Raw genomic sequence first — 6,168 nt, 5'->3', positions numbered from 1 at the left:
CCCCGTCGTCTACGGGCCGAACCTGTCCTCGACGGGGGTGGTGGCGCATGACYGGTGGGCGGCGGCGAACTACAACTCGGTCACGCTGGCCGCCTCCGGTGCCGGAAAGTCGTATCTGACGAAACTCGACGTGCTGCGCAGCCTCTACCAGGACGTCGAGGTGCACGTGGTGGATCCGGAAGACGAGTACGCGCCGCTGGCCGCCGCCGTCGGCGGTAGCCGGCTGTCTCTCGGCGCGCCCGGGGTGCGTCTCAACCCGTTCGACCTGCCTGCTCACGGCCGCGGTGACCCGGAGCTGCTCACCCGCAGGATCCTGTTCGCCCACACTCTCCTGTCCACGCTGATCGCCTCTCCCGTCGACGACCCGGCCGGACGGGCGGCGTTGGACCGGGCGCTACTCGCCGCCTACGCCCAGGCCGGGATCAGCCAGGATCCGGCCACGTGGGATCGGCCGGCGCCGCTGCTCGCCGACATCGCCGCCGCCTTGGACGCCGACCCCGACGGCCAGCCGCTCGCCGGCCTGCTCGCCCCGTTCGTGACCGGGTCGCACCGGGGGCTGTTCGACGGACCCACCACCTCCCAGCCGTCGGGGCATCTGGTGGTCCACGGGCTGCGTGCCCTCCCCGACGAGCTGCGGGCGGCCGGGATCCTGCTGGTGTTGGACGCGATCTGGCGGCAGGTCGCCGACCCGACGCGGCGCCGCCGACGTCTCGTGGTCGTCGACGAAGCCTGGCTGCTCATGGCCCACCCGATCGGCGCCCGGTTCCTGCACCGGTTGGCGAAAGCAGCCCGTAAATGGTGGGCCGGCCTCGCTCTTGTCACCCAGGACACAGGCGACCTGCTCGCCACCGACCAGGGGCGGGCGATCATTGCGAACGCCGGGACGAAGCTGCTCCTGCGCCAGGACAGCTCCGCCGCCCCGGCGGTGCGCGCGGCGTTCGGCCTCACCGACGGAGAGATCGCGGCGCTGCTCGCCGCCCGGCCCGGCGACGCGCTGCTCGTCACCGGCGCGTATCGGGCGCTGTTCCGCGCRCAGGCATCCCCACGGGAACACGAACTGATCACCACAGATCCGGTCGACGTCGCCCGCCGCGCCCCGCAGCCCACCACCCCCGGCCTCGACGCCCAGGAGGGCACGGCCCGCGGTGGCCTCGCGCCGGCCGACGACGCCGACCCGCTCTGACCAGCACCACCGGTCCCCGTCCATGCCCGCCCTTCGGGTGGGGCTGTTCCTCCTCTGCGTGCCTGGACGTGCCGCGCGGCGGTCGCTGTCCGGCGCCAGACGCTGATGCCTCCTTGGAGTGGTTCATGACGTTGCCGCTGTCCCCGCCCCCGCCTCCGCCTGCCCCGCCTCCGCCTGCGCTGCCTGCGCCGGGTGGCTGGCTGATCGGCCCGGCCGGGGTGGGGCATGCCCTCGCCCATCTCCTCGCCGTGTGGGGTCTGCCCGTCGGCCTGCCCCTGGCCGTGCTCACCCTCGCCGCCGCGCTGGTCCGGCGGCGCTTTTGGGCCGGCCGGGACGCTGGGCTCGTCGCAGACGCCCGCACCGTGGAGATCCTGATGCCCCCGGAGGTCAGCCCCGATGCGGCAGCGGCGTTTTGGGGGCAGATGAGCGGGCTGCTCCGACCCTTCTGGCCCCGGCTCCTACACGGACAGCCGCATTTGGGCTTCGAGATCGTCGCCCGGCGGGCAGGTACCGCGTTTCGTCTCTGGGTGCCCGGGGCGGTACCGCCGGGGCTGGTGGAGCGGGCGGTGCAGGCCGCTTGGCCCGGCGCCCGTACCACCACCCGCCGTCCCGCCCTCCATCCCCTGCACCCCACCGATTCCACCCCGAGGGGCGCCGTTGGTGGGCCGCTGGCCGAGGGCGGGGTGTTGCGCCTCGCTCGCACCGACGTCCTCCCGCTGCACGCGACACCGCCCGGCGATCCGGTACGCGCTCTGTTGGGGGCGGCCGGGGAGTTGGACGACGACGAGACCGCGGTCGTGCAGGTCCTCGCCCGTCCGGTCACCGGCCGCCGTCTCGCCCAAGCACGCCGCGCTGCCGCCCGTCACCGCGGCCAGGCCCCCCACGCGCAGCCGTGGGCCCGCCTGCTCGACCTGATCAGCCCTCACAGCACCACCCCGTCCGGCACTGCCCGCCGGCCTGGCCCGACACCCCCGGAGGAGTCGGCCGAGTCCCGCGCCATCGCCCAGAAGGCGCTCGGGCCGCGGTTCGAGGTCCGCGTCGCCTACACCGCCGCCCGCCCCACCCCCGCAGACCCCGCCCAGACGACGCGCACGTGGGCCGCGCTCCGGGGCCGGGCGCACGCGCTGGCCACGGCCTATGCGGTCTACGCCGGCCACAACCATCTCCGCCGGCTCAAACTGCCGGACCCGCCCCGGCTGCTCGGCGAGCGGCGGCTACGCCGCGGCGATCTGGTCAGCATCGACGAACTCGCCGCCCTCGCGCACCTCCCCGTGGACACCGCGGTACCCGGGCTCGCGCGGGCCGGTGCTGCCGCCGTCGCACCCCCCGCTGGCATCCCCGACGCCGGACCCGGCGTGAAGACCCTCGGACGTACCGAGGCCGGGCGGCGCCGCGACATCGGCATCGACGTGCCCGCCGCCCGCCACCACCTGCACATTCTCGGCGCCACCGGCTCCGGCAAGTCAACCCTGCTCGCGAACATGATCCTCGACGATGCGACCGCTGGCCGCGGTGTCGTCGTCATCGACCCCAAGGGCGACCTCGTCGGTGACCTGCTCGACCGGCTGCCCGCCGAGTCCGCCGACCGGCTCGTGCTCCTCGACCCCGACGACGCCGCGCCGCCGCCGGTCCTCAACATCCTCGACGGCCGCGACCCCGGGCTGGCCACCGATCAGCTGGTGGGAATCTTCCGGCGGATCTGGGCGGACAGCTGGGKCCCCCGCACCGACGACCTGCTGCGCTCCACCTGCCTAACCCTGCTCTCGGGCCGCCGCGCCAGCCAGCCCGCACCGACCTTGGTCGACGTCGTCGATGTCCTGGTCGACCCCCGCGCCCGCCGGGCCGCCGCTGCCCGCGTCTCCGATCCGATCCTCGCCGGCTTCTGGACCTGGTACGCAGAGCTGTCCGACGGGGCACGTGCCGCCGCAACCGGGCCGTTGATGAACAAGCTCCGCGCGTTGTTGTTGCGCGGCTTCGCCCGGGACTGTCTCGCCAGCGGGCCGTCCACAATTGACGTGTCGGCGATCCTGGACCGCGGCGGGATCCTCCTCGTCCGCGTCCCCAAAGGCGCGATCGGCGAAGACGGCGCGCAGATCATCGGCTCGATCGTGCTCGCGAAAGTCTGGCAGGCCGCTCTGCGCCGCGCCGCCCTTCCCCCCGCCCGACGCCGCGACTGCGCCGCCTACCTCGACGAATGCCAGAACTTTCTCACCTTGCCGGGCGCGATCGAGGACATGCTCGCCGAGGCCCGCGGCTACCGGCTGTCCATGGTGCTCGCCCACCAGCACCTCCGCCAGCTGCCCGGCGACCTCGCCGACGCCCTGTCCACCAACGCCCGCAGCAAGGTGTTCTTCGCCGTCAGCCCACGGGACGCCGCGGAGCTCGCCCGCCACGTCACCCCGGTGCTGTCCCACCACGACCTCGCCCGCCTCCCGGCATTCACTGCCGCGACCCGCCTCATCGTGAACGGCGAGGACAGCGCCGCCTTCACCCTGCGCACCCGCCCTCTGCCCGCCGCCGTCCCCGGACGGGCTGCGGTGCTGCGCGCGGCGGCACGCCGCCACACCACCCCCACCGCCACGGCCGGCCTCCACGAACCCCGACCCCGCCCTGGCCGGCCTGAAGGGAGCCCGGCATGACACCCCCCGCCCGCCGGCCCTCCTCCCGTTCGCAGGACGCGTTGATCCTCGAACTCGCCGGCCGGCTCACCCCCCGCGACCGCTGGCTGCTCGCGATGCTCCACGAACATCAGGTGCTGACCCGGCGGCACATCACCCGGCTKTGTTTCGACGGGGAACGGCAGACCCGGATGCGGCTGGCGACCCTGCACCGCCTCGGGGTTKTGGACCGTGTCCATCCGAACTACAGCCTCGTCGCCGCCCCCCTGCACTACATCCTCGGCACTGCCGGGGCGGCGATCCTCGCTGCTGAACGCGGCATCAGCGTCCGTGACCTCGGCTACCGGCGTGACCGCCTCCATGCGCTGGCCCACGGCGTCCGCCTCGCGCACCTCGTCGCCGTCAACAGCCTGTGCTCCGCGCTGGTGCACGCCACCCGCCGCCGGCCCGAAGGCACGGGGCTGGTCGCCTGGTGGTCCGAACGGCGCGCCGCTGAGGTCTGGGGGCGGATCGTGTGTCCCGACGGCTACGGGGTGTGGGTCGCCGGCCTACGCCGCCTCGACGTCATGATCGAGGTTGACCGTGGTACCGAACCCCTCACCCGCGTGCTCGGGAAACTCCCCGCCTACAGCCGCCTCGCCGAAAGCAGCGGGATCGTCACACCGCTGCTGATCTGGCTGCCCAGCGCCCGCCGGGAGACGAACCTGCGCGCGGCGCTGCGCACCAGCCCGCCCGGGGTCACGGTCATCACCGCCGCCCCCGGCCCGCTGACCGCCCCCGACGCCGACGACGACGACGACCTCGCTCCCACCCGCGCCGTCTGGCTGCCCCTGCACGCCACCAGCCGGGTCGATCTGGACGGGCTGGCCCGCCGCTACGGCACCCCCCTGCACCCCGCACGGCCCCTCGACCCCGGCCCACCCGGTGGCGGCACGGACGACCCGGACCCGGCTCCCGAACCCCGCCCGCCGCTCCTGCGGCAGGGCCGGTGAAGCCGCTGGCCGCCACCGGCGCACTCGTACTCGGCCTGATCGTGCTCCTCCTGGGCGCCGCCGCCGGGGTCCTCAGCAGCATCAGTTCCCTCGGCGACCCGCCCAGCCAGCGCGCCACCGAGGACATCCCCGCCGGCTACCAGGAGCTCTACGTTGCCGCGGCCGCGACCTGCCCCGGGCTGCCCTGGATCATCCTCGCTGCCATCGGCAAGACCGAGACCGACCACGGCCGCAACCCCGACTGGACCTCGGACGCCGGAGCGCAAGGCCCGATGCAGTTCCTGCCCGCCACGTTCGCCGCCTTCGCCGTCGACGCCGACGGCGGCGGGGCGGACATCAACGACCCCGCCGACGCGGTATTCACCGCCGCCGCCTACCTGTGCGCCTCCGGCGCCCGCGACGGCGCCGATATTTCCAAAGCGATATTCGCCTACTACTACAGGAACAGTGATCGCCGTGTGGTCTCTTCTCGGGACGGCGGCGCGGTGGGAGGTGTAGAGCGGCCACCGCGTGGTTCTCCGTGGTTTTGTGAGAATCAGCGAAGGCGCCGCGGTGACCGTGGCCGGAAGCATACCCGGGGTGGACGTGTCGGTGTGGGAGGCAGGACTTGAGGAACTGTTCGGTCGGGTCGCGGGCTGTTTCCYGAACGAGCAGCCCAGGGCGCAGGCACGGGCGTATGTGGCGGGCCTGTTGTCCCGGACGGAACGGAAGAACGGATGGACGCTCGCGGAGTTCAACGGGGACGCGGGGCCGCAGAAGATGAAGCGGTTGTTGAACGAGTATTCCTGGAACGCGGACGCGGTGCRTAACGTGGTCGCGGGATATGTGGCCGAGAACCTGGCCGAGCCGGACGGGGTTTTGGTCGTGGACGAGACGGGGTTCCTGAAGAAAGGTAACCGCTCGGCTGGGGTTCAGCGGCAGTACTCCGGCACGGCGGGCCGTGTCGAGAACTGCCAGATCGGTGTTTTCGCCGCCTATGTCTCGGGGAAGGGCCGGGCTTTCGTCGACCGTGAGCTTTACCTTCCGGTGAGCTGGACCGACGACCGGGCGCGGTGTGAGGTGGCAGGGGTACCGCGGCGGGTCGGGTTCGCGACGAAGCCCTTGCTGGCCCTGGACATGATCCGCCGGTTCTGGCTGACCTGCCGGACGTTGCGCTGGGTCGCCGGTGACGAGGCCTACGGCGCCGATCCGGAACTGCGGGACTGGCTGGAAGAACACCAGATCGGCTTCGTGTTCGGGGTCCGGTGCGACGCGGAGGTGAGCACGGCTGTCGGTCGCTGCCGCGTCGACGCGCTCGCCGCGCTCGTCCCGGTGGAAGCGTGGGAGACCTACTCGGCCGCTCACGGATCGAAAGGCCCACGACTCTACGACTGGG

At 73.1% G+C, this 6,168-nt stretch carries 5 protein-coding genes; all 5 read left to right on the top strand.

Features of this window, described 5'->3' with window-relative positions:
* On the top strand, positions 1 to 1,183 hold a 1,183-nt coding region (locus KBI5_RS20935; RefSeq protein ID WP_198537861.1), incomplete at its 5' end, for an ATP-binding protein.
* Between the two features lie 125 nt (positions 1,184 to 1,308).
* Entirely contained in the window at positions 1,309 to 3,822 is a 2,514-nt protein-coding gene (locus KBI5_RS20930) for a type IV secretion system DNA-binding domain-containing protein (protein WP_085016209.1), read from the top strand.
* Positions 3,819 to 4,793, top strand: a complete 975-nt coding sequence (locus KBI5_RS20925; RefSeq protein ID WP_085016208.1) for a replication-relaxation family protein — start codon at positions 3,819 to 3,821, stop codon at positions 4,791 to 4,793. Before KBI5_RS20930 ends, KBI5_RS20925 begins: the two co-directional genes overlap by 4 nt.
* Entirely contained in the window at positions 4,790 to 5,404 is a 615-nt protein-coding gene (locus tag KBI5_RS20920; RefSeq protein WP_051623958.1) for a lytic transglycosylase domain-containing protein, read from the top strand. Before KBI5_RS20925 ends, KBI5_RS20920 begins: the two co-directional genes overlap by 4 nt.
* Positions 5,379 to 6,168 (top strand): IS701 family transposase (locus tag KBI5_RS20915; RefSeq protein WP_116289979.1); only part of this gene is annotated, 790 nt, incomplete at its 3' end. The genes KBI5_RS20920 and KBI5_RS20915, both read left to right, overlap by 26 nt.

Source organism: Frankia sp. KB5 (assembly GCF_002099325.1).
Lineage (GTDB): Bacteria > Actinomycetota > Actinomycetes > Frankiales > Frankiaceae > Frankia > Frankia casuarinae.
The sequence above is the reverse complement of the archived record's forward strand: the minus strand, read 5'-3'. Positions and strand labels throughout refer to the sequence as shown.